This is a genomic window from Rhizobium sp. CC1099, from assembly GCF_029714385.1.
Taxonomy (GTDB): domain Bacteria; phylum Pseudomonadota; class Alphaproteobacteria; order Rhizobiales; family Rhizobiaceae; genus Rhizobium.
Genome location: NZ_CP121642.1, coordinates 1,558,631 through 1,583,699 on the forward strand (window position 1 = coordinate 1,558,631; position 25,069 = coordinate 1,583,699).

The following is a 25,069-nucleotide window of genomic DNA, read 5'->3' on the forward strand; positions in this document are numbered from 1 at the left end:
GGACAGCAGCGGATATTTGATGCGCGGCGGCAGGTCATGCAATCGGAGATTGCTATCACGCAGCAGAGGATAAAGCAGGTGCTGGAGGAAGTGGCGGGCTTAAGCGCCCAGAAAGCCGCCTTGATCCAGAGGCGTAATATTTCCCATGGGGAGCTTGAAACCGTCTCGATGCTTACCGCCAAGGGCTTGGAAAGGAAGAGCCGGGTTCTTGTCCTGGAGCGGGAAAAGGCAGATATCGGCGGCCAAATCGGTGATGTCACTGCGCGCATTTCGCGCGCGCACCAGGTCATAAGCGAGGCTCATTCCTACCTTGTGAAACTGCGCAGCGACCGGTTGAACGAAGTCGCGCTCAAACTTCGCGACACGGAGAACCAGCTTCTGCAGCTGCGCGAGCGATTGCGCGCGATCGATGACCAATTGGCGAGAACTGAGATCCGGGCGCCCGAGGACGGGGTGATCATGGATCTGCACATCCATACGACAGGCGGTGTGATCGGTGCCGGCGAACCGTTGGCTGAGCTTGTCCCGCGCACGAGCAATCTTGTGATCGCAGCGCGCGTGAAGCCGGAAGACATCAATGAGGTGCATCCGGGGCTCGAGGCACACGTGCATCTTATCCCGTACAATCAGAGGCGGGTCCCCCTTCTCAGGGGCAAGGTCGAGTATGTGTCCGCGGATCATTTGGTCGATCAGAAGGCTGGCCATTCCTATTATGCAGTGACGATTCGTGTGACGGACGAACGTCTTGGGAGGATGACCGATGTGGAGATGGTTCCCGGAATGCCGGCGCAGATAATGATAAGGACAGGCACGAGCAGCGTGGCGCTCTATGCATTGCGACCGCTCCTAGCTAGACAGCTTCAACAGGGCGTTTCGTGAGAACTGAGGCATCCGGTCACTGGAAAAACCTGTGGACTTGCATGCCTCATTCGGTTCCTCCAAGGACGGCCGCGATGGGCAAGCGAAAATTCAACGATGAAGAAGTCACGGATATCCTCAAGGAACATCAAGCCGGCGCGACCGTCTCTGATGTCTGCCAGCGATATGGCATCAGCCAACCGACTTTCTACCGCTGGCATTCATTGCAGCTCAAGGATGCTAGCCTCGACGCCAAGCGAATGCGGGCGCTGGAGCTGGAAAATCAGAAGCTCAAGAAACTGCTTGCGAAAGCCATAACGGCAAGCATGCGTGTCTCCGTCCACCACCATCTTCCCGAGATTCGCATGGTCCGCCCATTGCGATTTGCGGGGTACGGGCCGGTGGTCCGGTGCTGAGGTGTGTCCGGGCCTCCGTGGCGACTTCAACACGTCGCGGCCTCTTAATTGAATAAGTGGATCGGATTCGACGAGGCGTGCGCAAGGCGCTTATCGACTAAATGATTCTTCCGATCCCGTTTCTGACCGAATGCCCATAATCCTCGATTCGACCTCACGACATTCCCGTCGTCGCGCGATCCCCGGTCTTCGTTACGCAGCGCCAGGGATCGGAGCTTCATGGACGCCACTGCGAGCCATCAAGGCCCAGGGGAGGCGTGCTAATTTGCTTGCCAAAGCCACTGATATTAACTTCGGCGGTTTCTTCAAAAGCAATCTCGCCAGCCGCGGCCCGCCGGGGTGCTCCATACCCGTCTGGCCCGGCGGCCAAAGGCGGTAGCAGCCAAGGACAAGGACCCGTGGTAGTGCCAATGCGTCGATAAACTTGGCGCAAATCGCACAGACCCCTGGAATGGTCATTAATCGCGAGGCGGCATCGTCCTGGCGGGCGCGGGGGCGTATTTGCGCTTCAGATCTCCGAACCTAAATTAGTAGGAGAGCTTGGGATACCAGTCCGGCGCACGTCCTTCCGGCGTGGAATCTAGCACCGTCCAGATGGGCATAAGGTCGGGCGCACCGCGCGGATCCTGTCCCAGGTCGGCTGTCGCCGGTCCCATTTCCTCGCTCCAGAAATGCCGGATCGTACCGTCGCGTCGCGTGAAGACGTTAAACGCCGCATCATCGCTGCCGCCCTTACCGAGCGCGCGATAGTCCCGGCTATAGTCGCCATCAATGTCCGAATAAAGCGGCAGATAGCGCCAACCGCGCTCCTTCTTGAACGACAGCAGCCTTTCGAGGGGCGAACGGGCAACGACTGCGAGCGCTACGCGCTGCTGCATGTCGGGCACCTCCCCGTCCCAGGCGGACAATAAGGATGTACACATAGGACAAGGACGTTCACGTTCAGGACCGAACATGTAGCTGTAGACAACCAGCGTGTCCTTGTCGGCGAACAGGTCTTTCAATGACACGAAACCGGTCTTTCCCTCAAACCTGTATTCCTTCGTCACTTCACCCCCAGGCGGAAGAGCGCGCCTTTGCTCGGCGACGCGTTCTATGTGGCGGCGTAGCTCGATCTCTTCGGCAAGCAGCGCATCGCGCGCACGCCGATAGTCTTCACTCTCATTCGGAAATCGGGCACCGTTTCTGCGGGCGAGTTCGATTGCGGGTGTCAGGTGCTGATGATCAGCCATAATATCCTCCATCGATCTGATCGTGAGAGAGGAGCCGTGTGCCGTCTCTCCCAGGCTTTTGAACGCGAGGCGCCGGCCGTCATTCCGGAACTGGAGCGCTCGCCTGTTCAAGGACGATTGACGGCCGCCGAAATCGACAGCGCTGCTGATAAATGTCTTTTGGTGCATGCCAAGAAAGATCGGCCGACCCGGCGACGACGACTTGGCCGAGGCGAGCCTATTGGAACATGGCTTGCCGAACCTGCGGATCAAGGCGGTGGAGGTCGAACGTCGAAGGTGTGTTCTTTGGCCGGGAACCGTCGATTCCGGACATCGTCAGCATAGGCGCTTGCCGCCTCCTCGATTGTCTGTGCAAGACCGGCATAGCGTTTGACAAATTTGGGCTTGAAATCGGTGAAGACGCCCAGCATGTCCTCGGCAACCAGGATCTGGCCGTCGCAGGCCGGCGAAGCGCCGATGCCGATCGTCGCGGCGTGGATCGAGGCGGTCACCTCGCGCGCCAGGGGCTCCACCATTCCCTCGATCACGACTGCAAAAGCGCCGGATCCGCCGACTGCTCGGGCATCGCGCCTGACCCTGGCGATCTCGCTTTCGTTGTGGCCGAGCGAGCGGTAACCGCCGGCGGTGTGCACCTGTTGCGGCATCAGTCCGATATGTCCGCATACCGGCACGCCGCGCGCGGTCAAAAAGGCGATGGTCTCGACCATCTCCTCGCCGCCCTCCAGCTTGACGCCGTCGCAGCCGGTTTCCTGCATGATCCGCACGGCACTGCGAAAAGCCTGTTCCTTCGATTCCTGGTAGCTGCCGAAGGGCAGATCGACGATGACGCAGGCCCGCGAGACTCCCCGCATGACCGCCTGACCGTGGGCGATCATCATGTCGAGCGTAACCGAAGTCGTGCTCGGCAGGCCGTAGAGCACCATGCCGACGGAATCGCCGACCAAAAGCAGATCGCAATGGGCATCAAGGGCGCGCGCCATCGGTGTCGTATAGGCGGTCAGGCAAACGATCGGCGCTGAGCCCTTCATGGACTGGATGCGAAATGGTGTCAGCCGCTTTTGACTGGAAGGCTTGCTCATCACGCAGCCCTCGACTGGGTTTGGCGCCGGTGGCCGATGATCCTGTTGTCAAGAAGCCTGGTCGAACCGATCCGTACGAAGAGGGCGACAAGGGCTTGCCGATCGCGCAAGGTTTCAAGCCGTGTCAGGGTCTGCGGATCGCGAACGGCGACGACTTCAGCCACGGCGAGCGGCTCGCGTGCAATGAACGCGGCCAATACCGCCTCCAGAGCCTGCGGCTCGTCGATTCCGTCGCGGTAAAGTCGTTCGGCTTCGTCAAGTGCCTTTGGAACGATCACCGCAGCGGCACGTTCGTCCGCCGTCAGGTAACTGTTTCGCGATGAAAACGCCAGCCCGTCGGCCTCCCGGACAGTCTCGACGGCGACAATGCGGACCGGCAGGGCAAGATCCTCGACCATCCGTTTGATGATTACGACCTGCTGGTAGTCCTTTTTGCCAAAATAGGCCGCATGCGGCTGAACGATATTGAAAAGCTTGGTCACGACGGTCGCAACGCCGGCAAAATGTCCGGGCCGCACGGCACCCTCCAACTCGCTGCCAAGCGCCGGCACGTCCACGATCGTCTGCATCGGCTGCGGATACATCTCCTGAACGCTTGGGGAAAAAAGGATATCGACGCCGGCGGCAGAGAGCATGGCGCTGTCCCTTTCGAAGTCTCTCGGATAGCGCGTAAGGTCTTCGTTCTTTCCGAACTGCAGCGGATTGACGAAAATAGAGACGACGACAGCATCGTTGTCACTGCGTGCACGCGCGACCAGTTCCATATGCCCGGCGTGAAGGTACCCCATCGTCGGGACGAACCCAAGGGACCGGCCTTCATTCTTGATCGCCGCGATGTGCTCCCGCAGTTCGGCAATCCTTGTTACGACACGCATCCTTCAACCTCCCCAAAAAGCGGTGGCGGATAGAAGTTGATTTCGCGCGAAGCGTCAACTTACCTGCTAAGATAATATCGATTAGAAGCTGCTGAAACTGCTTTCACACCGCCGCTTGCTTTGATCTGCGGTCAACCGACATTGTTTTTCCGGGCAACGAAGTCTGCAAGATGCGGCACGTAATCCTCGGGACCGTTGCCGCCGCCTGCCACTGCCGCGGCATAGGAATTCTTCACCGCACTTGCAAGCGGCGTGGCAACCGTCGCGTCATTTGCCATGGATTCCAGATATTTCAGATCCTTATACGCGTTCGAAAGCGTGAAGCGATGCGCATTTCGGTTACCTTCCAGAGCATAACCCATGAAGGTCTGGTAAAATCCGCTGTCCATGCGCCCGCCCCGGATGACGCTGTCGAAGCGTTCCACGGAGATTCCGACCTTCCGGGAGAGTGCCAGAGCCTCGGCAAAGAGAGCTCCCATGCCCAACGAAATGAAATTGTTGAGCAGCTTCATGCGATGACCGTCGGCGACCCCGCCGATATGGACGATCTTCGCCGCCCAGGTCGATATCACCGGCTGGATCCGCTGGAACGTCGCATCATCGGCACCGACCATGCAGTCCAAGGTCCCCTCCCACGCCTCCTTCGGCGTCCGGCTAAGCGGTGCGTCGGCAAAATAGACTTTCTGCGCCGCAAGCGTTTCGGCAAGACGCATTGTCACCGTTGGATCCCCGGTCGAGCAGTCGACAATCACCGTTTCCGGGGCAAGGGCCGGCCGCATTTCCTCGATAACGCAGGACACTTCCTTCGAGCTTGTGAGGCACAGAAAGATCATGGTCGAATTTTTCGCAAGCTCCGTAAGCGAATGGGCCTCGCGGGCGCCGCGGCCGAGCAGGTCTTCGACGGGTTTGCGATTGCGGTGCGCGATCACCGTCAGCGGGAAGCCTTTTTCGACGATGTTCTTCGCAATACCGTGTCCCATCAGTCCAACACCGACAAATCCGACTCTTTCCTCGATTTCAGCCATTTTTCTCTCCCGTCCAATCGTTTTGAAGTTGCGCCGCCGACGCGGCCTAAGGAAGGTTGAAGCGTTTGCGCAAGTCATCGACCTGTTCTGCGGTCAGCATCCTTTTGGCGTGATGCTGCAGCATGAGAAAAAGCTTTGCAGTTTCTTCAAGCTCTTCGGTGGCGAACTGGGCGTTTGCAAGCGTCGTGCCGGCGACGACCGGCCCATGATTGGCAAGCAGCATCGCGTGATGACGCCCGGCGAGCGACCGGACCGCGTCTGCAAGCGCCATGTCCCCGGGCGCGAAATAGGGGACAAGCGGCAAGCGTCCGACACGCATGACGTAATAGGCGGTCAAGGGCGGCAGGACATCCTCAGGATCGATATCGCGCAGAATGCTGACTGCTGTTGCATGGCTCGAATGGAGATGGACGACGGCGCCGGCATCACCGCGCTCGCCATACATCGAAAAATGCAGAAATGCTTCCTTGGTCGGCGCGTCGCCGGACAGGAGTTTGCCCGAGGCGTCGAAGAGGGAAAGCCGGGCCGGGTCAAGAGAGCCCATCGATGCATTGGTCGGCGTCATCAGCCAACCTCCATCGGAAAGGCGAACCGAAATATTGCCGGTCGAGCCGGAGGTCAGCCCGCGCTCGAACAGCGACTGCCCCGTACGGCATATCTCTTCACGCAGGCGGTTAATCTCGTGCATCCGACCCCTCCGTTTCAAGCTGCGCCCATGCTTTCAGGAAGAAATCCGGAGCGCCGAAATTGCCGGATTTCAAAGCCAGCACAATGTCCGGACCGCTTAGGCTGCGGGTCCATGGCACGCCTGGATCGATTTCAGGGCCGATCGAAAGCGTCTTGACGCCGAGCGCATTGATCACCGCGCCTGAAGTTTCTCCGCCGGCAATGAGAAAGCGGGTAAAGCCCTTCTGCTTCAGTCGCTCGGCAACCTCGGCCAGCGTCTGTTCGACAAGCGCTCCGGACTCGTGCCGTCCCATGGCCGCCTGGATGCTCTGAAGCTCCTCCGGACTGGCGCTGGAATAAACGAGCGGCAGACGGTCCTTGTCTTGCGAAATCACCCAGTCGGCGATTTCTGCAGCGCTCTGGCTTCCATCGGCAACCGCCGAAATATCAAGCCTCAGAAGCGCAGCAGCGTCATTGCGGGCAACCTCGATCTGGACACGGGTTGCAAGCGAGCAGGATCCGGCAAGGACGACCCGGCGCCCTGCCGGCGCCATCATGCGGGTCATGGCCTTGCGGACTGGCAATTTTTTGCGTTTTCTGAAATTTTCGGGCAACCCCATGGCAATGCCGGAGCCGCCCGTGACAAGCTTCATGCCGTCGCAGGCCGCCCCGATGGTGCGCAGATCGGCATCCGACAATGTATCGACAACGAGGATGCGCTTTCCTGCCGCCTTCTGCTGCGCAAAAGCCGCCCGGATGGCGTCTTCGCCCCTGGCGATCACCGGCCAATCGATAAGACCGACCGGACGTCTTGTCTGCCGTTGCAGGACGCGGACGAGATCGGAATCGTGCATCGGCGTTAAGGGATGGTCCTTCAGAGAGCTTTCCGACAGGAGCCGGTCGCCGACAAAAAGATGCCCCTTATAGACGGTGCGGCCGGTTGCAGGAAAGGATGGACAGGCAATCGTCAGCTCGCCTCCGGTCAGATCCTGAAGCGCGTCGGCGACCGGCCCGATATTGCCGTCATCGGTGGAATCGAACGTCGAGCAATATTTGAACAGCAGCTGCTCTGCGCCGGCGGCAATGAGCTTGCCGGCCGCCGCCGTCGATGCCCTGACGGCTTCTTCTGCAGGGATCGTTCTCGATTTGAGCGCAACGACCACCGCATCCGCATCGCCAAAATCAGCCCCCTCCTCGGGCACGCCGATCACTTGCAGGGTCTTCATGCCTTCACGCGACAGCATGAGGCAAAGATCGGTGGCTCCGGTGATGTCGTCGGCTACTGCACCGATTAGCACATCGTTTCTCCTGCCTGTTTGCGTTGAATGCCCGGGCTGACGAAGGGTCCAATTCCCCGATGAGAAATAGAACTTGCAATCCATTCCGCCGATAAGCTAACCATAGAGTGGCAGCGCTGTCATTAGTTTTTCGCGGATCACAATTCAAGCCAATTCCGCACCGGATGAAAGCAACAATGGATTTCGAACATGAGCGAAGCGGTTAACCTGAAGGTCTGTGTCATCGGTCTCGGATCGATGGGTTTTGGCGTCGCGACATCACTGCTGAAAAAAGGATTTAAGACCGGCGGCTACGACATCAGCGCCGAGACGACAGCACGCTTCGTCGCGGCAGGCGGCAAAGGGGCTGCAAGTCCAGCCGAAGCAGCTGCCGGCGCCGATGTTGTCGTGACCGTGGTCGTCAATGGCGCCCAGACAGAACAGGTTCTATTTGGTAAGGGCGGTGCGGCGCAGAGCATGTCGAAGGGCGGCACGATCCTTTCCTTTGCAACGATGCCGCCGCAGACGGCCGAAGATCTGGCACAGCGCGCTGGCGCGCTTGGTCTGAACTATATTGACGGGCCCATCAGCGGCGGCGCAAAGCGCGCCGCTGCCGGGGAACTCACGATCATGGCATCGGGACGACCCGAAGCTTTCAACCATGTGCGCCCCGTGCTCGATGCGATCGCCATGACGGTCTACGAACTCGGAGACCAGGCCGGCATCGGATCATCCTTCAAGATCGTCAACCAGCTCCTTGCCGGCGTTCATATCGCGGCCGCCTGTGAAGCGATAACCTTTGCCAAGGCGCTCGGCCTTGATATCGACAAGGTCTATGAGGTCATCACAGCGTCGGCGGGCAATTCCTGGATGTTCGAAAACCGCGTTCCACACATCCTTCAAGGTGATTACTCGCCAAAGAGCGCCGTCGATATTTTCACGAAGGACCTTGGCATCGTATCGGACCTTGGGCGCGGGATGAAGTTTCCGCTGCCGATCACGTCCACGGCACTTCAGATGTTCATCATGACGGCTGCAGCCGGCATGGGCCGGGACGATGATGCCTCCGTCGCAAGGCTGATCGCAAAGGTGACGGGCATTGAGCTTCCCGGCGGGCCGGAGGCTGCGTGATGCCGCAATTTGCCGCAAATCTTACGATGATGTTCAACGAGGTGGCGTTTTTGGAACGGTTTGCGGCAGCCGCAATGGTCGGCTTTTCCGCCGTCGAGTTCCTGTTTCCCTATGACCACCCGCCGGAGGTCATCGGCGAGCGCCTGCGCGAAAACGGACTGACAGTTGCACTCTTCAATTTGCCGCCAGGAAACTGGCAGGCCGGCGAACGCGGCCTTGCTGCGCTCGACGGCCGGCAGAGCGAATTTCGAACCTCGGTGGATACCGCCTTGCGATACGCCCGAAGCGCAGGCGCCCGCACGCTGCATGTCATGAGCGGTCTGGCCTCGCGCAGGGATCCGGCCGCGATTGCGATTTACCGCGACTCTCTGGCATTCGCCTGCGATCGGGCAGGCGAAAGCGGCATCGACATCGTCATCGAGCCGATCAACCCACGGGACATGCCGGGATATTTTCTCAACAACTTCGACTTTGCTGCCGACATTATCAGTGCATTGAAGAGGCCAAACCTGAAGCTGCAATTCGACATCTATCATCGTCAGATCATTCACGGCGACGTGCTCACGGGGCTCCGGCGGCTGATGCCGCTCATCGGCCACGTACAGATTGCTTCGGTGCCGCTGCGCAACGAGCCCGCAACCGGCGAACTTGACGATTTTCGTCTGCTCACAGAGCTAGATGTTCTCGGCTACAAAGGCTTCGTGGGCTGCGAGTATCGTCCTGCAGGCAAGACGGTGGCAGGTCTTAGCTGGCTTGATGCGTTTGCAAGCCGCTGAGAACAAGCGCTGCGGCAATCGATCGTGTGGGTCTCGTTGAGCTGGCCCTTGATGTATGGGCCAGTGAACGACTGGAGATGATGCCGCCTGCGGGCTGAAGCAGGAGGACTTAATGCAGCAAAAACAGCGTCTGCCGGCAAGGAAAAGCAAGGTGACCGTCAGGGATATCGCCCTTCGAGCCGGCGTGGGCGAATCGACGGTCTCGCGGATCATGCGCAACAAGGGGCCGGTCGCAGAGGAAACGCGCCGGCGGGTGATGGAGGCCGTTCGGGCGACGGGTTATGTCCCCAACCGGATTGCCGGTTCGCTTGCCTCGCTCGATTCCCATCTGGTTGGCGTCGTCGTTCCCTCACTGTCCAACATCGTCTTTCCCGAAGTTCTGCAAGGCGTCCATGCCGCTTTGCGCGGCAGCGACTACCAGCCCGTCATCAGCATTACGGGCTACGACATTGATCTGGAGGAAACGATCGTTCGCGGACTGCTGTCATGGAAGCCCACAGCCATCCTGATTGCCGGCTTCGATCATACCCCGGCAACCCACCGCATGCTTTCTGAAAGCGGCATCCGCATTGTCGAGATGATGGACATCGATTCGACGCCGATCGACATCGCCGTCGGCATGTCGCATCGGCGTGCTGGCTACGCCACCGGCCAATACCTCATCGAGCGCGGATACCGCCAGTTCGGATATGTCGGTCATGACTGGAACGCCGACCGGCGGGCGCGGCTGCGCTACGACGGGATTTGTGACGCCTTGGGCGACGCGGGATTACGAATTGCCGCCCACGCGATCGCCGATGCGCCGAGTTCCGTCGGTGTCGGACGGGAGATGACCGCACGTCTTTTCGCCGAGCCGGTGAAGCTCGATGCGATCATCTATTCCAACGACGACATGGCGGTCGGAGGTGTCTTCCAGTGCCTTAGTGCCGGCGTGCGCATGCCCGACGATCTTGCCATTTTTGGCTTCAATGGCCTGGATATTGGCCGCGAACTGCCCCAGCCCCTTGCAACGGTGCGCTCCAACCGCTTCCTGATTGGCCGCACATCAGTGGAAAAGGCATTCGAAACGCCGGAGCGGCCGCAAACGAAATCAATCGTCGATACAGGCTTCGAGATTTTTCCAGGCGCCACGGCTTAAGGCGCTGAAGCGCGCCATGTTCTTCAATAGGTGGCACGCCCGCCCGACAGGTCGAATGTCGAGGCTGTGGTAAAGCTGTTTTCCTTGGACACCAGCCAGGCGACCATGGACGCGGCCTCCTCGACCTTCAAAAAGCGGCCGCGCGGGATGCGCGAGCGCATGTATTCGATGAACTCCGGCGTCAGCTGTTCCAGAATCCGCGTCTGAGCGGTTGCCGGCGTAATGCAATTGACGGCGATGTCGTAGCCGGCAAGCTCCTTGCCCAGCGATTTGGTAAGCCCGATGACGCCTGCCTTCGAGGCGGAATAGGCTGCAGCGTTCGGATTGCCCTCCTTGCCTGCGATCGAGGCGATATTGACGATGCGGCCGTAGTTGCGCGCCTTCATATCTGGGACCACTGCGCGGTTGACATAGAAGGTGCCGGTGAGATTGATATCGATGATCTTCGTCCACATGGCGATGTCATAGGTATCAACCGGCGCTGCATCTCCGGCGATGCCGGCGGAATTGACGACGATCGAAACCGGTGGGCCTTCGGCGGTAGTGGCGGCATAGGCAGCCTCGACCTGGTCCCAGCGTGAGATATCGGCGACGGCGCTGCGAGTTCCTGCGCCAAGCGCAGCCTCCGCCTTTTTGAGCAACGGCCCATCCATGTCCCAAAGTGTGACCGCCGCACCGGAGGCACTGAGACGGCTGGCGATTGCAAAACCAATGCCCTGTGCACCCCCTGTGACGATCGCATGCTGTCCTTCCAGATCAATCCTGTTCATCCGCCCCTCTCTCTCACGAACGCTGACAGTCAAATTTCGTCATTCCTTCACCGCGCCGGTCATCGACGAAACATAGTAGTCGACGAAGAACGAATAGAGGATCACGACGGGCAGCGAGCCGAACAAAGCCCCGGCCATCAGCGATCCCCATTCGAACACGTCGCCGCGCACCAGCTCGGTCAAAACACCGACGGGAATGGTCTTGTTTTCCGACGACTGAATGAATGTAAGCGCATAGATGAACTCGTTCCACGAGAGCGTGAAGGCGAAAATGCCGGCCGATATCAACCCGGGCACGGCAAGCGGCAGGATGATCTTCACCAGGATCTGCCAGCGGTTGGCGCCGTCGACCAAGGCACTTTCCTCGAGCTCGAAAGGGATCGACCGGAAATAGCCCATCAGCAACCAGGTGCAGAACGGGATCAGGAAGGTCGGATAGGTAAAGATCAGCGCCAGCCTGGAATCATAGATGCCGAGCTTGAAGACGATGAAGGCCAGCGGGATGAAGAGGATCGATGGCGGCACGAGATAGGCGAGAAAAATAAGGAGCCCGACCGGGCGCGATCCGGTAAAGCGCACGCGCTCGATTGCGTAAGCGCCGAAAACGGATGCTGCAAGCGACAGCACCGTCGATCCGACCGCAACCAGCATCGTGTTCCAGAGCCAGCCCGGATAGGAGGTTTCAAGGAACAGATATTTAATGTGGTCCAGCGTCGGCTCGACCACCCAGAAGGGGCTGTAGTTGTTGTAATCGGTCAGCTGCGAGTTCGGTTTGACGGCGGTGATCGCCATCCAATAGAACGGAAAGAGCAGCACGAAGACGAAGACCGCCATCGGCAGATAGAGCATGACGATGCGCCGTGGCAGGCGATTGAGATAACTCATCCCCTGGACGTTGTCGGTCAGAACCTGATCGGTAGTGTTGGCGTTCATGATTGTCTCCCGACCGTTAATCCTGGCCGCCCTGCTGCCATTTGCGGCGCTGCAGACCGAAGAAGCTGAACATGATGGCGGCAAGCAGGAAGGGGATCATCGCGACCGCAATGGCAGCTCCCTCGCCCAACTGGCCGCCCGGAATGCCGCGCTGGAAGGACAGCGTCGCCATCAGGTGCGTTGCATTGACCGGCCCGCCTTTGGTCAGCACGTAGATCAGCTGGAAATCGGTGAAGGTAAAAAGCACCGAAAACGTCATCACGACGGCGATGATCGGCGTCAGCATCGGCAGCGTCACATAGCGGAACCGCTGCCAGCTGGTTGCACCGTCGAGTGAGGCGGCTTCCTGGAGCGAGGCGGGAATGGTCTGCAGGCCGGCGAGCAGCGAGATGGCAACGAACGGTATGCCGCGCCAGACATTGGCGATAATCACCGAGATCCGCGCATTGGTGGGATCGCCGAGAAAATTGATCGGTCCATCAATCAGCCCCATCTGCATCAGCGACCAGGAAAGGATCGAGAATTGGGAATCGTAGATCCACCAGAAAGCCAGCCCCGATAGCACCGTCGGGACGACCCATGGAAGCAGGACGATAGCGCGGAAGAAAGACTTGAACGGCAGGTGCTGATTGAGAAGCAGCGCCAGCCAGAGGCCAAGCACGAATTTTAAGACGGAGGCAACGAACGTATAAAGCAGGGTGTTGAAGACCGAGAGCCAGAAAACGGAATCGCTGGCAAGGAACTGATAGTTCTCAAGCCCGATGAAGATACCGTCGCGACCGATCCGGGTGTCGGTGAAGCCGAGCCAGACACCCAGTCCGAGCGGGTAGGTGAGGAAACATACGAGAAAGATGGCCGCCGGCAGCATGAACAAGAAGCCGAGCATGTTGTTGTTCTGCATGAGCGATGCGACCCGGCCGCGCGTCGTATCCCCGGATGTCACGGTCGACATGGTTCTATCTCCTGATGGACAATCGCAGCATGCCGTCGCCGGCATGCTGCAGACCTTTAAGCGGGCTTAAACCCGGTAGTAGCGGTTTGCCCGGCGCTCTGCTTCTTTCATCGCGTCTTCCGGCGTCATCTGGCCGGTTACAGCAGCGGCGAACATGTCGACGAGCACGTAGTCGGCCATGGTGCCTGCCGAAGCATAGCCGAGGGGGCCCGCATAACCGTTCGGCCGCAGCGTCTCCGAAGCACGCGCATAGGGCGCATGGATCGGATCGGACGTCCAGACGGGATTGTCGGAAAAGGCCTTCAGCGGCTGGCAGCAATAGGCGCTGGAACCTGTAATCCAAGCATTCATCTGGTCGGCTTCCATCATGAACTTGATGTAGGCTTTTGCAGCTTCCGGGTACTCGGTATGGCTGAAGAGAAGCAGCGAGCTCGTCTGGTGCAGCTCGACGCTCTTGCCGACCGGACCAATCGGGAAGTTCGTGGTTCTCATGTCTGCGGCGATTTCGGCAAGCTTTGGATCTTTTTTCGCCGCATAGTAGACCGACACACCGTTTGCGATCAGCGAAACCTGCCCGGCGAGGAATGCCCGGTTGTTGTTGATGTCCTGCCAGCTTTCCGTGCCCGGGATGAAGGTTGCATAGAGTTCCTTCGCATAGTTGATGGCAGCCAGCGTTTCGGGGCTGTTGATGGTCACCTTGCCGCTTTCGTCCACCATCTTGCCGCCATGACTCCAAAGCAGCCAATGGGCATAGTTGTTGCCGTCGCCGACCGCCTTGCCATGCGGGAAGCCGGCGGGCGTGCCCTTGGCCTTCATTGCCTTGCAAAGTTCAAGAAAGCCTGCCGTATCCTTCGGGAACTCGCTGAAGCCGGCCGCCTTCACATGGCTGTCGCGGTAGACGACGGCATTGCCAATCGCCGTGAGCGGCATAGCGATGAACTTGTCGTCGCGGGTTGCATAGCCGCGGACACCGTCATACCAGCCGCCGTACTTGTTGCCGAGATAGGTCGCAAGTTCAGTCAGGTCGACGAGTTTGTCGGGATACTGATGGGCGTCGTCGAACCAGCACATCACCATGTCCGGACCGGAGCCGACATTGGCGGCAACGGCAGCCTTCGGACGGATATCTTCCCAGCTTTCCTTGTCGACGCGAACGTCGACGCCGGTCGCCTCGGTGAACTTCTTGGTGTTGGCAAGCCAGGCATCCTCGTCTCCCTTGACGAAGGGCGTCCAGCGAAGAAGCCTGAGGCTTGCGCCTTCTTCCGGCTTGTAGCTCGGTTCGGCCTGGGCGAAAGACGGTCGGACCCCGAACGGCGAAAGGCCCGCGATACCGGCCGCGGCCGCCGACGCGGCAAGAAAATCACGTCTTTTGATTGTCATAATACTCCTCCTTGAAAAGCGGGAGCGAATTCTCCGGCGTTCACCTTCCCGCTTGGCGAACGACGGTCATCGCATCGGCGGATGAGCAGGGAAGGCTCCTCTTCTTCCCTGTCTCCACTGAAGCGTTATCAGGCACTCAATCTCTGTCCGCTTTCGGCATCGAAGAGATGCACATGCGGCGCGTCGATCGAGACGCGCAGCGTCTCGCCGGGGCGCGCGTTGACGCGTTCGCGGAAGACGCAACTTACGTCAGCGCCCGCGAACCTCACGATCAGCTGCGTTTCGTAGCCGGTCGGCTCGATGACGACGATCTCAGCCGGCAGACCATTGGCATCGAGCGCGATATATTCCGGGCGCAACCCATAGATCAGATCGCGTCCCTTTGCCCCGGCAGGCGGATTTGCAACCGGCAGGGCCGTTCCGTCCGACGCAATGAACTGGTTGGCGTTGTCCGGATTGAGGCGGCCCTTGAACATGTTCATCGCCGGCGAGCCGATGAAGCCTGCGACAAAGAGGTTCGCCGGATTGTCGTAAAGATCGAGCGGCGCTCCAACCTGTTCCACGACGCCCTCATGCATGACGACGATCTTGTCGGCCATTGTCATTGCCTCGATCTGATCGTGGGTGACATAGACGGTCGTGGTGCTAAGGCGCTGGTGAAGCTCCTTGATCTCGGCGCGCATGGCGACGCGGAGCTTGGCGTCGAGGTTGGAGAGTGGTTCGTCGAAGAGGAAGACCTGCGGATCGCGCACGATCGCCCGGCCCATGGCGACGCGCTGTCGCTGGCCACCGGAAAGCTGGCGTGGATAGCGGTCGAGAAGTTTGGTGAGGCCGAGGATGCCGGCGGCCTTGTTCACGCGCTGATCCATGTCCGCCTTCGGCGCACGTTTGAGCATCAGCGAAAACGCCATGTTCTGGGCGACCGTCATGTGCGGATAAAGCGCATAGTTCTGAAAGACCATGGCGATGTCGCGTTCTCCAGGCGCCAGCCCGTTGACGACGCGGCTGCCGATGCGGATTTCCCCGGCGGATATGTTTTCGAGGCCGGCGAGCATTCTCAAAAGCGTGGATTTTCCGCATCCGGACGGCCCGACCAGGATCACGAACTCCCCGTCGGCAATCTCGATGTTCACACCCTTGATGACGGGGAACGCCCCGAATGATTTCCTGACATCGACGAACTCGACAGTTGCCATAAAAGTCCCTCCCAGACCTTGTCTTCGCCTTCGGCCTTCATCTGCCCGGCCATCCCTCCTCCAGGATAACACCGCCAGGGCGCAGGCCAATTCAACTTGGTTATGCCTATCCCCTTCCCACGAGGGGCATCTTTGTCGCCATCACAGTCATCGTCAGCACGTTTGCCTCCAACGGCAGGCTTGCCATATAGACGACGGCGCGGGCGATATGCTCGGACGGGATCGTCGGCTCGCTCGCAATCTCTCCATTCGCCTGCAGCACTCCCGAGCTCATCTTCGACGTCATATCCGTTGCGGCATTGCCGATATCGATCTGGCCGCAGGCGATATCGTATGGCCGTCCGTCGAGTGCGGCCGATTTCGTCAGGCCGGTGATCGCATGCTTTGTCGCCGTATAAGGAGCGGAATTCGGCCTCGGCGTCGTGGCGGAAATCGATCCGTTGTTGATGATGCGGCCGCCGCGCGGCTCTTGCGATTTCATCAACCTGAAAGCCTGCTGGGTGCATATAAAGGCGCCGGTGAGGTTGGCCGCAACCACCCCGCTCCACTGATCGAAGCTGACGTCCTCCAGCGGGATCGCCGGAATATTGCTGCCGGCATTGTTGACGAGAAGGTCAAGCCTGCCGAACTCGGCTTTGATCTGACCAAAAAGGTCTGCCACCTGCTCGGCAAGGCTGATATCGCAGGTCATCGCCCGGACCGTCCCGCCGGTTTCGGCAGCAAGCTCGGCGGCGGCTTTTTCCAGAACATCGCTCCGGCGGCCGGTAATGACGACGACATAGCCTTCAGCGCTCAAGGCGCCGGCGATGCTGCGGCCGATGCCGGTGCCTCCGCCGGTGACGAGCGCGATCTTGCCTTTCTGCAGGGTTGCGGATTGCGGCATCTTAGATTTTACCCCCGAGTTCGTCGTCTATGTGGATCTTGATGATCTCGTCGAAATTGGCTTCGGCCTTGAAACCGAGCGCGGTGGCGCGCTGCGCGTCGAAATCCGTCGCCCAGCCGGAAACAATCGAACGAACGGCGGGGTCGGCCTCGCGGCGGATGAGCTTGACCGCCTTGTCTCCGGCAACGCGGCGCAGCGCCTCGATCTCTTCGCCGACGAGCGCGGAAAGGCCGGGCATGGTCAGATTGCGGCGCGGCCCGATCTTACTGGTGTCGATCCGCGCGGCATGGACGAAGAAGCCGACCGCCGAACGGGGGCTTGCAAACCAGTGGCGGACGTTCTCGTCGACGGGGAGCACGGCCTCCTGGCCGACCAGCGGCTCGCGCAGGATATTGGAAAAAAAGCCGGAGGCGGCCTTGTTGGGTTTGCCGGGACGAATGCAGATCGTCGGAAGGCGGATGCCGATGCCGTCGAACATGCCACGCCGTGAATAATCGGCCAACAGGAGCTCGCAGATTGCCTTCTGCGTCCCATAGCTCGTCAGCGGCGTCGTGAAGAAATCATCTCTGATCTTCTCCGGGAAAGGCTGGCCGAAGACGGCGATGGATGACGCAAAGATCAGGCGCGGGGTGTAAGGCTCTTTCTGGCCTTCGAACCGGATCGCCTCAAAGAGCGAGCGCGTGCCGTCGAGATTGACGCGGTAGCCTTTGTCGAAATCCGCCTCGGCCTCGCCGGACACGATCGCCGCGAGATGGAAGATCAGATCCGGTCGCAAGGAGGCAAGCGTGCCTGCGGCGCCGGCATCCGAGAGATCAAGCGCCAGCGCGTTAGAAACGGAGGCAAGTGCGGCAGGCACCGGCGGAGCAACGACATCGACGAGCGTGAGCCTGTCGATGCTGCGGCCGAGCGCTTCAGCGTTGGAGCCGAGCTTTTCCACCAGTTTGCGTCCGATCATGCCGGCTGCGCCGATAACCATCACATGCATATCAGGCAAATCTCCTCATGCTGTCCGGCTCACGCGGGACCGCCGGCGCTCAAAAGAGCCCTGGTCGTTTCGTAAATGCGCGTCAGATGATGGCGAAACGCGGCGATCACGGCGTCCCGGTCATGCCGTTCAAGGGCCTCGGCGATCGCAACGTGATCGGCGTAGCTGGCCTCAATGGCGCCCGGCTGAGACATGGCGTTGCGTCGGTAGTCCATCATGTAGGTGTATAGATCGGTGACGAAGTCGGCGAGCAGCGGGTTTCCGCAGGCGCGATAGATTGCGACGTGGAATTCACGGTCACAGATGAGAAAGCGCATTGCATCGTCTCCACCCAGACGCTGCGCTTCGATGAGGCCCTGCACCTTTTTCAGCGTTTCGGCGTCTATCCTTTCGGCGGCATCTCCGACGATCTTGAGTTCGATATGCAGGCGCGCCGCATGGACCGATTCCAAATCGTAGCTGTCGATGGCGTTTGGGGATGCGATGGTGACGGTGATGTGGCTGAGGTCGACCTTGCCGACGCGGCTGCGGCTGCCGTGCGAAACTTCGATGATGCCTTGGGCGGCCAGCATCTGGATTGCGCCGCGCACCGTTTCCCGGCTAACGTGAAGAACATTGGCAAGCTCGCGCTCGCCCGGCAGCTCGTCGCCCGGCCGAAGCATGTTCGTGGCAATCAGGACCATCAGCTTTTCAGCGATGACGTCGCGCGCCGTCTGGCGGGAAAGGCTTCGCCCGACATTCGGTACCTGCGTCAATATCGGGCTCTCGTCCATGGTCCCCGCCGTCACTGATCCACTGGTTGGTCCACCAGATCAGTTGAGTAAAGGTTACAGCAGGACGGCCGTCAAGAGATATTCGTCGCCGCATTGCAGCATTTGGGGGCGCGCGCCGCGTAACGGCGCGCACCCGGGTACGGCGGGAACGGGTGCCGCCACCCGGCTTTCCGCCTCATCGCGCGGCCGCTTAGTGAAGGCCGCTCGACTGCGAATGGTGGCCTCCGTGCCGCGATATCCCCGCAAGAGCTGCGCCGGCCGACGCTTTTTCGGCGACAGTAGCCAGATCGCCAAGCGACAATATGCCGACCAGCCGTTTGTCCCGATTAACCACCGGAATGCGCCTGATCTGTTGATCGGCAAGGTTCTTGCAGACTTCGTCGGTGTCCTGATCATCAAAGCAGTATCTGACTTCGGACGTCATGATATCGCCGACCTTCGCCTCAGGTCCCTGCCCCTGGGCAATGGCGCGAACCGCGATGTCGCGATCCGTCAGCATGCCAACGAGCCGGTCATTATCCTCGACCGGCACGACGCCGGCGTCGAGTTCGGCCATGATCTTTGCCGCTTCCTCAATCGTGTCACCCGGCCTGACGAGCCGGACGTCGCGCGTCATCACTTCGCTCACTTTCATGATTTTTATCCTCCGCCTTGTATGGATTTCTACAGAAGTCCAACGTATCTGGCTCGGCAATGTTCCAAGCGTCATCGATTAACGTCCCTGTCAGCAATTTGGACGCTCACGCCAGGCAATTGCCCGCATATAGACGCTCCACGGCCGTTTTCTTTGCGAATGACGAAACAATTGCAGCCAATTGCAGTTGTGCTCTTTGAGAAGGATGTTCGGGCTTCGACCGGCCCCTTGCAAAGGAGGGTCTCAATATGAGCACAACCGGTCTCGATGTCTTCGACAAGACACTGCAAACCACCAATATCTGGCTGAACGAAATCATGGCCGACCATGGTCCCGACCGGCACGTCGCATGGCATATTCTGGGCGCCGTCCTTAAGGCCTTGCGCGACAGGCTTTCGCCGGACCTTGCGGCCCATCTCGGCGCAGAACTGCCGCTCATCGTTCGCGGCATCTACTATGATCAGTATCGACCTTCCCAGATGCCGGACAAGACGCGTTCACGCGATGAATTCCTCGAGCGTGTCGCCGAAGGGCTAAAATCCATTCGTCCGGTCGATCCCGCCGATGCGGCGAAATCGGTTTTCCACGTTCTTGCCCGTCATGTCGATCTCGGCCAATCGGCGAAGGTGCGCGACGCACTGCCCAAGGAGATTCAGGCTTTGTGGCCCGACAGCGTCGGCGTAAGATAGCGGCGGACCAGCGGGCCGCCGCCCTTTTCGCCGGAACCTCGGGCGCATTGCGCTGCCCGATCAGCACTTGCCAAGTCGGATCAAATGAAATCAGCTCATCCTAGGTCTGATAGGTCCCGGTAATGCTTGCCTCGGCGAGCATATGTTTCCTTGCTTCGTTCCACATCGAAGCGATACCGGCGTCGCCGGGAACCGAAAGCCTCGGGACGTCGAGCGCGGCAAGGCGAAAGATATAGTGATGCGCCTTGTCGCCCCGTGGTGGCTGCGGACCATCATAGCGCGCATTGCCGAAATCATTCGTGTAAAAGCGTGGCGCGTTTTCCGGTGCGGTATCGGCGCTTTCGGCCAGAGCATCCCAATCGGATGGGATATTGGCTATGCCACAATGGCGGAAGGTGCCGCGCGGCGCGTCCGGGTCTTCGACGATCAAGGCAAAGCTTCTCGTTCCTTGCGGAGCCCCGCCCCACTTGAGAGGCGGGAACAGATTTTCGCCGGAGCGCGCATATTTCTTGGGAATGGGATTATCCTGTGTGAATGCCGGGCTCATCAGGGTCAGTGCCATTGCGCTTCTCCTTTCATCCTGCTGCCTCACGCGCAGCCTCTGGGGCTTTTGTGTTGAAGCAAGATCAACCTGAAGACAGCGGTATTGTTCCCGAATTGATGGCTTTTCGGCAGCTTTATCTTGAGGATCGTCGGTAGCCATTGGCAGTCAGCGCCTCGAGATACGGCCCGACGGTGAAGACACCGCCACGCTCGGCCTGTCTAGCAATTTCGCCTGCCGCCACCTTAGGCTGGCGAAGCGCTTTTTGGAGGCCTTCGATCGCCACCGACAGACCGATCTTGTTGCGATATCGGAAGCCCAGCATGGCGCGACTAAGCCCGCCAGCTGCTTCCGGAAGGCTTAGTAGCTTTCGAAGAGCGCCCCATCTGTGGCTCGACTGCTATCCCAGTTCGCGGGATCGCGCCCAGCAAAGACGCCATCGAGCCTACGCAGCCCGGAGCAAACCGGCACCCCCTTGTTTTTGTCCGGGCGACCGCCTCGACGCCATGAGCCGTCTCACGGGTCCCTCGCCAGCGATGCCAACCGCCTGTGTCATGGGCATTCTCCACTATCGATAGGGCGCGTCGTGAAAACCGATCTCCAGCTGCTGGACCCGGCCGAAGATGCTGCTGAGCCGCGACCGCTCGACGGGATCGAGGGGATCGGCTGCAAGGTCGAGCTCCGCCTTAAGCCAGCGCGCCTGGGCGGCAAAATCCTCGTGGGCGTGGAGGTCCACCCATTCCTTGAGCAATGGATCGTCGATCCGGCATTCGGCCGCCTGTCTCGACCAGGTCCAATACATCCATTCAGCAGCAAACATGGCGGCGATCGTGTCGAGGAAGCCTCCGGATCTTGCGATCTCCAGCATGCCGTTGCGGAAGTCCGCCACCTCCGGACGATCGACATCGAAGGCTGTGGGATCGATCCCGCGTGCGGCGAAGGTCTTCTCGAAATAGGCAGTCTGCTGATTGGCGAGCGTGTCAAGCACACCGATCAGCCATCGCTTCTGCGCAATGGTCTCTGCCTTGGCCGTTGCATAGGCGAACATGGAGATGGCAGTTTCGACAAAGGCACCCTCGTAAACGAGGTATCTGTCGAAGACTTCCTTCGACAGGCGACCCGCCTTGATGTCCTCGACAAAGCGATGACTGACCATCGCCTCGAAGACGGACCGGTTTTCCCGGATGACCTGATCCGACATACTCTCCCGGATGCCGTTCATCCCTTCAAAGCCGGTCTGGCGGCTGCAACGAAGGCCTTGACGCGCTCGATGTCGACCGGGTTCCACCACACGCCGCCGTGCTTCAGCGAGGAGGCGACGATGACGCCGTTGGTGCGCCTCAGGATTTTGACGATATTCTCCTTGCTGACGCCGGAACCGACCAGCAACGGCAGGTGGGTCGCTGCGCCGATTTCCTCAATTTCCTCGATGCTCGCCGTGTTGCCTGTGCGCTGTCCCGTGGCGATCACGGCATCGGCGTCGAAGAAAGCAAGGTCGCGGGTCAGTTCCTTGATCGTGCGGTCGGCGGTGATGGCGTGTGCGCCATGCTTGACGTGGCTGTCGGCGAAAACCCTAATGTGCTCGGCTCTCAGCATCGACCGGTAGCGCATCGCCTGCGCCGCGCGGCCTTCAATGAAGCCCTCATTCGCGACATAGGCGTTGGCCCACTGGTTGACCCGGATGAACTTCGCGCCGCCGGCCATGGCGATGGCGAATGATGGGATCGGCGCATTCGCAAGGACGTTAATCCCGAGGGGGACATCAACGGCCCGTGCGATGCGATCGGTGACGACCGACATGAAAGCCGCGGTCTCCGGGCCGATATCCTCCGGCTTCGAGAAAGGGATGTCGCCGTGATTTTCGATAATCAGCCCGTGCATACCGCCCTCTATGAGGGCCTCGGCGTCGCGCAGGCAGGCGTCATAGATGGCGTTCATCTCTTTGCCGCGGTAACGCGGCGCGCCGGGAAAGGCGGGGCAATGGATCATGCCGATCAGCGCCTTGTCAGTCCCGAATATTTCCCGTATGGCGCTTGAGGTCTTGTCGGATATTTCCTGCATCTGTTTCCCTTTCGAAAGCCCGTCATGCGCGCTTATGTCATCGGCAACGTCACAGTGGACGAAACCATTTCCGTATCGGCCATGCCCGAGGCAGGCGCCTCGATTCTCGGTCACGAGGAAACCCGTGACCTTGGCGGCAAAGGCGCGAACCAGGCCGTGGTGATGGGCCGTGCCGGTCTTGCCTCCATCCTTGTTGCAGCCGTCGGCGATGATTTTCGCGCTGAGATCATTCGCAGCCAGTTGGCCGAAGAACCGGTCGACGCGCGACTGGTCCGACTCGCTGGAAAAGCGAGCGATTTCTCCATCATCTTCACCACCCCCGATGGCGAGAATGCCATCGTCACGACCACAGATTCTGCCGGTTCGCTGACCCTTTCGGAAGCAATTCGGCCGCTTGCCGAAAGTACCGCTGGCGATCTCGTTGTCCTGCAGGGCAACCTTTCCGATGACGTTACCCGCGGCATCCTTGAAGAAGCCAGGCGCCGACAGCTGGTCACCGCCTTCAATCCCTCACCCCTTCGTCGCTTTTTCGCCGATCTCTGGCCGCTCATCGACATCGCCTTTCTGAATAAAGGCGAAGCCGAGAGCTTGACTGGAACCGGCGGCCAAGCTGCCGCGTCGACCCTGATCTCTGCGGGGGTCAAATATGCTATCCTGACACTCGGCGGCGAAGGCGCAATGCTCGCAAGCCGGGCAGGCACCCTTAAGATCCCGGCAGCCCCCGTCACCGCCATCGATACGACGGGCGCCGGTGACACCTTCATGGGCACGGCACTCGCCTCTTGTGCCTTGCGCGGCGTGCCGCTCGATGCCCGCGCCATACGCCACGCGACCACTGCTGCTGCCTTAACGGTCAGCCGGCGGGGCACCCGATCTGCGTTTCCCACCAATGCCGAACTCCATGCCATCCTCGCCGCCTGAGCTTCAGCGCGCCTCGGTCATCCAGGCAAGGAGATTGGTCCACAAGCGTCCATACCCTTCCCACTCGCAAAAAGCCGGCGACAGCCAGTGAGGACCGATATCGGAGGTCCAGGCGGCCGTGCGGCCCTTGCCATGCGAACCCAGCACCAGCAAGGGATGGCTCCCCTGATCCTCCGGCAGGCGGGCAAGCACCTCAATATCGGCACGGTCGCGCAGTTCCACTTCGTTGACGCCGAGAAGCAGCGGCCATTCGCCGTCAAGCCCGGCCATGACTGGATGTTCCGGCTTCAGGACAACGGCCGTCGATCCTTCCGGCATTTCAACGCGATCGTCATAGGGAAGGCAGGTGACGGGCAAGACGTCTTCGACCGGCGTGCGGCGCCAGCGCGCCTTGCCGTCGATCCCCTGAAACGAGAAGTAGCCGCCGACCATCAACAGCGCGCCGCCCTTCTCGACCCAGGCCTTGATGAGTTTCAGCCGGTTCGGCACCGTCTTCGACTGCAGCCAGACCGCCGGCGGCAGGAGCAGCGAGTTCGCGCCGATGTCTGACAGGATGACCGCGTCATAGGCGTCAAGCCCGGCCATGCCGAAGGGAAATTTTTCCACCGCCTCGTGCGCCGGCATGTAGGTCAGTTCGAATTCGCTACCCTGAAGCGCCTTGACCAGCGGCTCGGCGCCCAAATGGAAAGTTACGCTGCCGAACTGGTCGAAGCCCTTGTAGTGGGTGGCCGAACTGACCCAGCTTTCACCGACGAGGAGTACTTTCTTTGTCATTGTCCTTACCGTTTCTTTGATGGAATCCAGCCGTCAGGCAGCAGCCTGGAAGACCGACCGTGGATTGTCGCGCATCATTTGGCCGATGATCCGGTCATTGAGGCCGTGGCGTTTGAGGCGCGGGATGAAATGCCTGAGGACGTAGGCATAGCCGTTGCCGCCGTATTTCGTCAGCATCATCTTCAGGAAAACGTCGTGCGACAGCAGGATACGGCCGGCGTGTCCCATCTCGACGAGCTTGACGATGGCCCGTGCAGCCTCCTCGTCGCTCGGGCATTGCACCTGCTGGTCGGCATAGAAGAAATCCATGCCGATCATGTCGTATTCGAGGAACGCGCCGCGCGAAGCGATCTCGCCCTGATAGCCGAGATCGTCATGCGAGGGATTCATGTGGCAGAGAACGGTGTGGCGGAGATCGCCACCCTCCTTGGCCACGATGTCGAGCACCTTGTGGCCGAGCCGGAACCAGCCGGGCAAATGGACCATCAGCGGCAGACCTGTGCGGCAGTGTGCTTGGGTTGCGCCGCGTAGGGATTTTTCCTCCTGCGCGGTGAAGTCGGAAGAGACGCCAATCTCGCCGATGAGACCGATCTTCACATCCGTGCCTTGAGCACCCTCAAGAGCCTCACAGACGATCTCATCGGCAATCTCTGCGACACTCATGCCAGCAACCTTGGCCGGATGCGACGAGGCCAGGTAATAGCCCGCACCCATCACGATATTGAGTCCCGTGGCCTTGGCAATGCGCCTGAGCGCCAGCGGGTTGCGGCCGATGCCCTGGCATGTCGGCTCGACGACCGTCCTGCCGCCTTCCTTCGCGAAATCCTCAAGCTCGGCAATGGCCAGCGGCTCGTCGTCCAACGTTATGTTGTGCTTATTGACGAACGGGTCCTGGCGGAGCTCACCGAGAATCTCCATGCAAACGAAACCTTCGGCAAGATATTGCCGCTCCGGCGTCTTTGGTGGATGCCACCAGCAACGGCAGTCGTTGAGGACGTGCTCGTGCATCAGCGTAACGCCGAGCGCATCAGCTGCAACCGGCCCGGCAACGGTCATCACCTTGCCGGATCGGATATGGCCTTCGGAGAGTTCACCTTTCATCAC

The 25,069-nt window shown here is 60.0% G+C and carries 26 protein-coding genes and 2 pseudogenes; 7 read left to right on the forward strand and 21 right to left on the reverse strand.

What is annotated here, in order from left to right:
- Together QA644_RS28615 and QA644_RS28620 are read left to right on the forward strand one after the other, a co-directional pair.
- Positions 1-886 (forward strand): annotated as a pseudogene (locus QA644_RS28615) (HlyD family type I secretion periplasmic adaptor subunit); the annotation flags it as partial.
- A gap of 67 nt (positions 887-953) precedes the next feature.
- Positions 954-1,274 (forward strand): transposase, encoded by a 321-nt coding sequence (locus tag QA644_RS28620; RefSeq protein WP_283072640.1) that lies wholly within the window; start codon positions 954-956, stop codon positions 1,272-1,274.
- Positions 1,275-1,801: 527 nt separating this feature from the next.
- Here QA644_RS28620 and QA644_RS28625 read toward each other — a convergent pair.
- The 6 genes from QA644_RS28625 to otnK form a co-directional block, all read right to left on the reverse strand.
- Positions 1,802-2,506 (reverse strand): DUF899 family protein, encoded by a 705-nt coding sequence (locus tag QA644_RS28625; protein ID WP_283072641.1) that lies wholly within the window; start codon positions 2,504-2,506, stop codon positions 1,802-1,804.
- Positions 2,507-2,754: 248 nt separating this feature from the next.
- Entirely contained in the window at positions 2,755-3,585 is an 831-nt protein-coding gene (panB, locus tag QA644_RS28630) for a 3-methyl-2-oxobutanoate hydroxymethyltransferase (RefSeq protein ID WP_022716154.1), read from the reverse strand.
- Positions 3,585-4,460 carry a pantoate--beta-alanine ligase gene (panC, locus tag QA644_RS28635; protein WP_283072642.1) on the reverse strand — a complete coding sequence of 292 codons (876 nt, stop codon included), beginning with the start codon at positions 4,458-4,460 and terminating at the stop codon, positions 3,585-3,587. The genes panB and panC overlap by 1 nt, the downstream gene beginning before the upstream one ends.
- 131 nt (positions 4,461-4,591) lie before the next feature.
- Positions 4,592-5,485, reverse strand: coding sequence for an NAD(P)-dependent oxidoreductase (locus QA644_RS28640; protein ID WP_283072643.1), 894 nt, complete (start codon positions 5,483-5,485; stop codon positions 4,592-4,594).
- 46 nt (positions 5,486-5,531) lie between these two features.
- Positions 5,532-6,173, reverse strand: coding sequence for a 3-oxo-tetronate 4-phosphate decarboxylase (gene otnC, locus QA644_RS28645; protein ID WP_074072178.1), 642 nt, complete (start codon positions 6,171-6,173; stop codon positions 5,532-5,534).
- Positions 6,160-7,449, reverse strand: coding sequence for a 3-oxo-tetronate kinase (gene otnK / locus QA644_RS28650; protein WP_283072644.1), 1,290 nt, complete (start codon positions 7,447-7,449; stop codon positions 6,160-6,162). Before otnK ends, otnC begins: the two co-directional genes overlap by 14 nt.
- A gap of 189 nt (positions 7,450-7,638) precedes the next feature.
- Between otnK and ltnD the strand changes: the two genes are divergently transcribed.
- From ltnD to QA644_RS28665, 3 genes are all read left to right on the forward strand, one after another.
- Positions 7,639-8,559, forward strand: coding sequence for an L-threonate dehydrogenase (gene ltnD, locus QA644_RS28655; RefSeq protein ID WP_283072645.1), 921 nt, complete (start codon positions 7,639-7,641; stop codon positions 8,557-8,559).
- Positions 8,559-9,335, forward strand: coding sequence for a 2-oxo-tetronate isomerase (otnI, locus tag QA644_RS28660; RefSeq protein WP_283072646.1), 777 nt, complete (start codon positions 8,559-8,561; stop codon positions 9,333-9,335). Before ltnD ends, otnI begins: the two co-directional genes overlap by 1 nt.
- Positions 9,336-9,447: 112 nt before the next feature.
- Positions 9,448-10,473, forward strand: coding sequence for a LacI family DNA-binding transcriptional regulator (locus QA644_RS28665; protein ID WP_283072647.1), 1,026 nt, complete (start codon positions 9,448-9,450; stop codon positions 10,471-10,473).
- 23 nt (positions 10,474-10,496) lie between these two features.
- Here QA644_RS28665 and QA644_RS28670 read toward each other — a convergent pair whose 3' ends face one another.
- From QA644_RS28670 to QA644_RS28710, 9 genes are all read right to left on the reverse strand, one after another.
- Entirely contained in the window at positions 10,497-11,243 is a 747-nt protein-coding gene (locus QA644_RS28670) for an SDR family NAD(P)-dependent oxidoreductase (RefSeq protein ID WP_283072648.1), read from the reverse strand.
- A 39-nt stretch (positions 11,244-11,282) separates the two neighbouring features.
- Entirely contained in the window at positions 11,283-12,176 is an 894-nt protein-coding gene (locus QA644_RS28675; protein ID WP_027510397.1) for a carbohydrate ABC transporter permease, read from the reverse strand.
- Positions 12,177-12,192: 16 nt separating this feature from the next.
- Positions 12,193-13,128 carry a sugar ABC transporter permease gene (locus tag QA644_RS28680; RefSeq protein WP_022716144.1) on the reverse strand — a complete coding sequence of 312 codons (936 nt, stop codon included), beginning with the start codon at positions 13,126-13,128 and terminating at the stop codon, positions 12,193-12,195.
- Between the two features lie 66 nt (positions 13,129-13,194).
- Entirely contained in the window at positions 13,195-14,508 is a 1,314-nt protein-coding gene (locus tag QA644_RS28685) for an ABC transporter substrate-binding protein (protein WP_239600439.1), read from the reverse strand.
- 128 nt (positions 14,509-14,636) lie between these two features.
- Positions 14,637-15,704 carry a sn-glycerol-3-phosphate ABC transporter ATP-binding protein UgpC gene (ugpC, locus tag QA644_RS28690; protein WP_283072649.1) on the reverse strand — a complete coding sequence of 356 codons (1,068 nt, stop codon included), beginning with the start codon at positions 15,702-15,704 and terminating at the stop codon, positions 14,637-14,639.
- Between the two features lie 106 nt (positions 15,705-15,810).
- Positions 15,811-16,587, reverse strand: a complete 777-nt coding sequence (locus tag QA644_RS28695; protein ID WP_283072650.1) for an SDR family oxidoreductase — start codon at positions 16,585-16,587, stop codon at positions 15,811-15,813.
- 1 nt (position 16,588) lies between these two features.
- The gene (denD, locus tag QA644_RS28700) at positions 16,589-17,572 is read right to left on the reverse strand and encodes a D-erythronate dehydrogenase (RefSeq protein ID WP_283072651.1); all 984 of its coding nucleotides are present in this window, start codon (positions 17,570-17,572) and stop codon (positions 16,589-16,591) included.
- A 29-nt stretch (positions 17,573-17,601) separates the two neighbouring features.
- A complete protein-coding gene (locus QA644_RS28705) occupies positions 17,602-18,345 on the reverse strand; it encodes a FadR/GntR family transcriptional regulator (protein ID WP_283072652.1) in 744 nt (247 codons plus the stop codon).
- 190 nt (positions 18,346-18,535) lie between these two features.
- Positions 18,536-18,979 carry a CBS domain-containing protein gene (locus QA644_RS28710; protein WP_239600438.1) on the reverse strand — a complete coding sequence of 148 codons (444 nt, stop codon included), beginning with the start codon at positions 18,977-18,979 and terminating at the stop codon, positions 18,536-18,538.
- 248 nt (positions 18,980-19,227) lie between these two features.
- Between QA644_RS28710 and QA644_RS28715 the strand changes: the two genes are divergently transcribed.
- Positions 19,228-19,668, forward strand: a complete 441-nt coding sequence (locus QA644_RS28715; protein WP_239600437.1) for a DUF2267 domain-containing protein — start codon at positions 19,228-19,230, stop codon at positions 19,666-19,668.
- A gap of 100 nt (positions 19,669-19,768) precedes the next feature.
- On the opposite strand, the gene QA644_RS28720 is transcribed toward QA644_RS28715, so the two are convergent.
- The 4 genes and pseudogenes from QA644_RS28720 to QA644_RS28735 all read right to left on the reverse strand — a co-directional run bounded on the left by QA644_RS28720 (position 19,769) and on the right by QA644_RS28735 (position 22,270).
- On the reverse strand, positions 19,769-20,230 hold the full coding sequence (locus QA644_RS28720; RefSeq protein WP_194730929.1) for a YbhB/YbcL family Raf kinase inhibitor-like protein: 462 nt from the start codon (positions 20,228-20,230) through the stop codon (positions 19,769-19,771).
- Positions 20,231-20,345: 115 nt separating this feature from the next.
- Positions 20,346-20,525 (reverse strand): annotated as a pseudogene (locus tag QA644_RS28725) (hypothetical protein); the annotation flags it as partial.
- Between the two features lie 252 nt (positions 20,526-20,777).
- Positions 20,778-21,410: a TenA family protein gene (locus tag QA644_RS28730; RefSeq protein WP_283072653.1), complete on the reverse strand. Its 633-nt coding sequence runs from the start codon at positions 21,408-21,410 to the stop codon at positions 20,778-20,780.
- A 17-nt stretch (positions 21,411-21,427) separates the two neighbouring features.
- Positions 21,428-22,270: a BtpA/SgcQ family protein gene (locus tag QA644_RS28735; RefSeq protein ID WP_074072192.1), complete on the reverse strand. Its 843-nt coding sequence runs from the start codon at positions 22,268-22,270 to the stop codon at positions 21,428-21,430.
- A gap of 24 nt (positions 22,271-22,294) precedes the next feature.
- On the opposite strand from QA644_RS28735, the gene QA644_RS28740 reads away from it, so the two are divergent.
- Positions 22,295-23,191, forward strand: a complete 897-nt coding sequence (locus tag QA644_RS28740; protein WP_283072654.1) for a ribokinase — start codon at positions 22,295-22,297, stop codon at positions 23,189-23,191.
- Positions 23,192-23,194: 3 nt separating this feature from the next.
- On the opposite strand, the gene QA644_RS28745 is transcribed toward QA644_RS28740, so the two are convergent.
- Positions 23,195-23,965 carry a glutamine amidotransferase gene (locus tag QA644_RS28745; RefSeq protein ID WP_194730926.1) on the reverse strand — a complete coding sequence of 257 codons (771 nt, stop codon included), beginning with the start codon at positions 23,963-23,965 and terminating at the stop codon, positions 23,195-23,197.
- 33 nt (positions 23,966-23,998) lie between these two features.
- The gene (locus QA644_RS28750; RefSeq protein WP_283074043.1) at positions 23,999-25,066 is read right to left on the reverse strand and encodes a phosphotriesterase; all 1,068 of its coding nucleotides are present in this window, start codon (positions 25,064-25,066) and stop codon (positions 23,999-24,001) included.
- Positions 25,067-25,069: the final 3 nt, after the last annotated feature.

Coding starts and splice junctions, on each gene's coding strand:
- QA644_RS28745 (WP_194730926.1), bottom strand. CDS start 23,965: ATGACAAAGAAAGTACTCCTCGTCGGTGAAAGCTGGGTCAGTTCGGCC.
- QA644_RS28730 (WP_283072653.1), bottom strand. CDS start 21,410: ATGTCGGATCAGGTCATCCGGGAAAACCGGTCCGTCTTCGAGGCGATG.
- QA644_RS28670 (WP_283072648.1), bottom strand. CDS start 11,243: ATGAACAGGATTGATCTGGAAGGACAGCATGCGATCGTCACAGGGGGT.
- QA644_RS28675 (WP_027510397.1), bottom strand. CDS start 12,176: ATGAACGCCAACACTACCGATCAGGTTCTGACCGACAACGTCCAGGGG.
- otnC (WP_074072178.1), bottom strand. CDS start 6,173: ATGCACGAGATTAACCGCCTGCGTGAAGAGATATGCCGTACGGGGCAG.
- QA644_RS28620 (WP_283072640.1), top strand. CDS start 954: ATGGGCAAGCGAAAATTCAACGATGAAGAAGTCACGGATATCCTCAAG.
- panB (WP_022716154.1), bottom strand. CDS start 3,585: ATGAGCAAGCCTTCCAGTCAAAAGCGGCTGACACCATTTCGCATCCAG.
- otnI (WP_283072646.1), top strand. CDS start 8,559: ATGCCGCAATTTGCCGCAAATCTTACGATGATGTTCAACGAGGTGGCG.
- panC (WP_283072642.1), bottom strand. CDS start 4,460: ATGCGTGTCGTAACAAGGATTGCCGAACTGCGGGAGCACATCGCGGCG.
- QA644_RS28640 (WP_283072643.1), bottom strand. CDS start 5,485: ATGGCTGAAATCGAGGAAAGAGTCGGATTTGTCGGTGTTGGACTGATG.
- QA644_RS28735 (WP_074072192.1), bottom strand. CDS start 22,270: ATGCAGGAAATATCCGACAAGACCTCAAGCGCCATACGGGAAATATTC.
- QA644_RS28705 (WP_283072652.1), bottom strand. CDS start 18,345: ATGGACGAGAGCCCGATATTGACGCAGGTACCGAATGTCGGGCGAAGC.
- QA644_RS28625 (WP_283072641.1), bottom strand. CDS start 2,506: ATGGCTGATCATCAGCACCTGACACCCGCAATCGAACTCGCCCGCAGA.
- QA644_RS28680 (WP_022716144.1), bottom strand. CDS start 13,128: ATGTCGACCGTGACATCCGGGGATACGACGCGCGGCCGGGTCGCATCG.
- QA644_RS28750 (WP_283074043.1), bottom strand. CDS start 25,066: ATGAAAGGTGAACTCTCCGAAGGCCATATCCGATCCGGCAAGGTGATG.
- ltnD (WP_283072645.1), top strand. CDS start 7,639: ATGAGCGAAGCGGTTAACCTGAAGGTCTGTGTCATCGGTCTCGGATCG.
- QA644_RS28665 (WP_283072647.1), top strand. CDS start 9,448: ATGCAGCAAAAACAGCGTCTGCCGGCAAGGAAAAGCAAGGTGACCGTC.
- QA644_RS28740 (WP_283072654.1), top strand. CDS start 22,295: ATGCGCGCTTATGTCATCGGCAACGTCACAGTGGACGAAACCATTTCC.
- QA644_RS28710 (WP_239600438.1), bottom strand. CDS start 18,979: ATGAAAGTGAGCGAAGTGATGACGCGCGACGTCCGGCTCGTCAGGCCG.
- QA644_RS28720 (WP_194730929.1), bottom strand. CDS start 20,230: ATGGCACTGACCCTGATGAGCCCGGCATTCACACAGGATAATCCCATT.
- QA644_RS28715 (WP_239600437.1), top strand. CDS start 19,228: ATGAGCACAACCGGTCTCGATGTCTTCGACAAGACACTGCAAACCACC.
- ugpC (WP_283072649.1), bottom strand. CDS start 15,704: ATGGCAACTGTCGAGTTCGTCGATGTCAGGAAATCATTCGGGGCGTTC.
- denD (WP_283072651.1), bottom strand. CDS start 17,572: ATGCATGTGATGGTTATCGGCGCAGCCGGCATGATCGGACGCAAACTG.
- QA644_RS28685 (WP_239600439.1), bottom strand. CDS start 14,508: ATGACAATCAAAAGACGTGATTTTCTTGCCGCGTCGGCGGCCGCGGCC.
- QA644_RS28695 (WP_283072650.1), bottom strand. CDS start 16,587: ATGCCGCAATCCGCAACCCTGCAGAAAGGCAAGATCGCGCTCGTCACC.